This window comes from Limimaricola litoreus, from assembly GCF_024159025.1.
In the GTDB taxonomy this organism is placed as follows: Bacteria; Pseudomonadota; Alphaproteobacteria; order Rhodobacterales; family Rhodobacteraceae; genus Limimaricola; species Limimaricola litoreus.
In genome coordinates this window covers 1-3,124 of record NZ_JAMYXC010000075.1, presented here as the reverse complement: position 1 = coordinate 3,124, position 3,124 = coordinate 1, and the positions used below count along the sequence as shown (strand labels likewise).

The following is a 3,124-nucleotide window of genomic DNA, read 5'->3' as shown; positions in this document are numbered from 1 at the left end:
CGGGCGCGGGGCGCGCGTCGCGGCCAGAGGCGGCTTCGGCGGCGACCTGCGCGATGGGGGCCGCGAAGCCGCCCGGCCCCATGGCCGGTTTCGCGGCGAAACCGGCCTCGATCTCGGCCAGCGCCTTCGGGTCCGGCGCCTCAAGCGTCCTGCGTCTGGCCATGGCTGTCCTCCTGCTCTTCCATCATGTCGCGGTACCAGCTGCCCAGCAGCAGCTCCTTGAACTCGGCATAGGTCCGATCGAAGGCCTCGCGCCCGCGCAGATAGGTCTCGCGGTTGAAGTCGCGGTAATCGGCCTCGTATATGCCGTTGATCTGCTCGCCCGCCTGCCCCACCAGCGCGGTGAACTCCTGCCGGTAGGCGGTCATGAAGTCGCCGAAATAGGCCTGGATCACATTGGCCAGATCGGTCTGCTGGCCGGCGTCGTAGCGGGTGATGATGGCGCGCACCACGTCCCATTCGAAGCGCATTTCGGGCAGGCCGGCGCGGCGGCGCTGCGCGTTCTCGCCCTCCTCGATCGAGGCGAAGGTCGAGTAGAGCATGTCAAAGAAGCGGCCCGTCGAGTCGAATTCGAGGAAAGACGCGCCGAGCGGCACGAGCAGGATGTCGGCGGCGGAAAGCGAGTTGATCGTCAGGTAGCCGAGGGCAGGGGGGGTGTCGAGGAAGACGATGTCGTATTCGTCGAGCAGACCCTCCTCGTTCAGCGCGTTGTTGAGCGCGTCCCACAGCGACCAGCTCTTCAGGTTCATCCGCCAGACCGGGATCTGGAACTCGGACCAGTAGAGATTGAGCTGCGCGCCGATCAGGTCGATGTTGGGCCAGTGGGTCTTCTGGATCAGGTTTCGCGGCGAAACCTCCAGCGCCTCGGTCAGCGTCTCGTCGAGGGGCAGGGGGCTTTGCCCCTCGGCCTCGCGCACGAGGTTCTCCTGGTTCACCGCGCGGGCATAGTCGCGCGCGAGAAGCGGGAAGACCGTCTGCCATTCATCCGCGACCTTGCCGCCCAGAAGCGAGGTCATCGAGGCCTGGCTGTCGAGGTCGATCACCAGCACCTTGTAGCCGTCGAGCGCGGCGGCCATGGCGAGATGCACGCAGGTGGTGGTCTTGCCCGAGCCGCCCTTGAAGTTGGCGACGGCGGCGATCTTGGCCGGAAGCCCCTCGGGGCGCCAGGGGCGGTATTCCTTGTTCGCGGCGCCCTCTTCCGAGAAGTGCTTTCGCAGCTTGAGCACGTCGTCGAGCGAGAACCATTTCGCGCCCGCCTCGCCCTCGCCCTGCGGCAGCTCGGGGTTGGCCTTGAGCACGCGGCGCAGATGGGCGGCGGCGACGGGGATCAGGTAGCGGGTGATCTCCCAGATCGAGAAGCGGCGCAGCGACTTGGTCCCGTCGGGGGCGTAGCCGCGCCGGGCCATGTCATCGCGGCCACGCGCGCAAAAGGTGGCGGCCTTGGCGAATCGCGTGGTATCCACGCGGGGACCGAGCCGCTCGGCGGCCCGTGCCGGGTCGATGTTGTGAAAGGGCGGTGAGCTCGTGTCCGCGCGCTTGGTCATGCGATACCTGCTGTCATGTACGCCTCTCGGGCTTCTGTCGGGGCAACCATCGCACATCGGTTTGCATTGCGAAATATCGGTCTGACGCGCGTCGTGCGACGGTGACATCCGGGGTTTCGCCGCGAAACCCTGCCCTGCGTCCCTTGAAATCAAACGAAGGAACAGCACGCAGTCTGTTTTGAATCTTTAGAATCTTTAGAGTCTTTGGCTCTGAAAACCTGAAGCATCTCATGGGCTTGCATGGTGTTGGGGACCCGAGTTCGGGACGAAAGGTACCAATCTTCGGGACCAAGGGTACCAGGATACGGGACGAAGGGGTCCCGGTTTCGGGATGGGGGAAACCTCGCGAAAGGAGGGCGAAACCGGGGAGGATGGGCGGTTTCGGGGCGCAAAACCGACCTATCGCACCTCCGATTCGCGTGATCGGACTCCCGGTGCAAGCCGTTGCGCGAGGCAAAGGGACCTGCGCGCGGTGCGGTCACGCAAAGGTACCCCTTTACGGGATAGGATGGTTCCGGCGAGAAGGTACCCGGATCGCTCTTGCGGTGAGGTGCCGCAAGAGGCAGCTTGTCGGCCGAGGGCGGGCCGGCAGCAGCCGGGCAGTCGTCGGGGCGGCGAAGAGGGCGCGGATCATGGCGGAACGACAGGGGCGCGCGGGCGAGAGGCGCGCCGATCCCGAACAGCTCAGCGGCGCGCTGAGGCGCGGCGCGGTGAAGAAGAACGTCGCCGCGATCCATATCGGTGGCAAGCTGACGCTTCTGCAGCGCAAGCTGTCGAACGTGCTGCTGCTCAATGCCTATGACACGCTGTTGAGCCAGGCGACGCACCGGATCGACGCGCGCACGCTCGCTGCCATGATCGGCTACAACTCGAACGACATCGACAGCTTGCGCGATGCGCTGCGCGGCCTCGCCGAGACGGTGGCCGAATGGGACATGCTCGACGACAAGGGGCGGCAGGAATGGGGGGTCTCGGCGCTTCTGGCCCATGCGCGGCTGCGCGACGGGGTCTGCGATTATGCCTATTCGCCCGCGCTGGCCGAAAAGCTGCACGACCCGCGCGTCTTTGCGCTGATCAATCTCGACATCCAGCGGCGCTTCACCTCCGGGCACGGGCTGGCGCTCTATGAGAACTGCTACCGCTTCGTGCGCACCGGCTCGACCGGCTGGTGGCCGCTCGACGTGTTCCGCCGGCTGATGGGGGTCGATGACAGCGAATATTATCGCAGCTTCAAGCATCTCAACGCCAAGGTCATCAAGCCGGCGGTGGAGGAGGTGAACCGCGCCTCCAACATCCAGGTCGAGCCCGAGTTCAAGCGGATGGGCCGGGCGGTCAAGGAGCTGCGCTTTTCGATCCGCGAGAACCCGCAGCTTGCCATGCTCGACATCGACGACGGGCAGGCGGCGCGCAGCCAGCCGGTCTATGAGCGGCTGCGCGCGCAGGGGGTGTCCGACCGGCTGGCGCGGCAGTGGATCGCCGAGCACGGGGCCGAGGCGGTGGCCGAAAAGCTCGACTGGGTCGCGGGGCGCGACGGGGTACGCAGCCCGGTGGGCTACCTGCGCGCGGCGCTCGACAATGGC

General features: G+C 66.4%; 2 protein-coding genes. One reads left to right on the top strand and one right to left on the bottom strand.

The annotated features are described in order from the left end of the window. Window positions 1-140 precede the first annotated feature (140 nt). Window positions 141-1,544 (bottom strand): AAA family ATPase, encoded by a 1,404-nt coding sequence (locus NHG85_RS05655; RefSeq protein WP_253330611.1) that lies wholly within the window; start codon window positions 1,542-1,544, stop codon window positions 141-143. A gap of 632 nt (window positions 1,545-2,176) precedes the next feature. Here NHG85_RS05655 and NHG85_RS05650 point away from each other — a divergent pair. Beyond that, the coding region (locus NHG85_RS05650) for a replication initiation protein (RefSeq protein ID WP_253330609.1) at window positions 2,177-3,124 on the top strand (948 nt) is incomplete at its 3' end.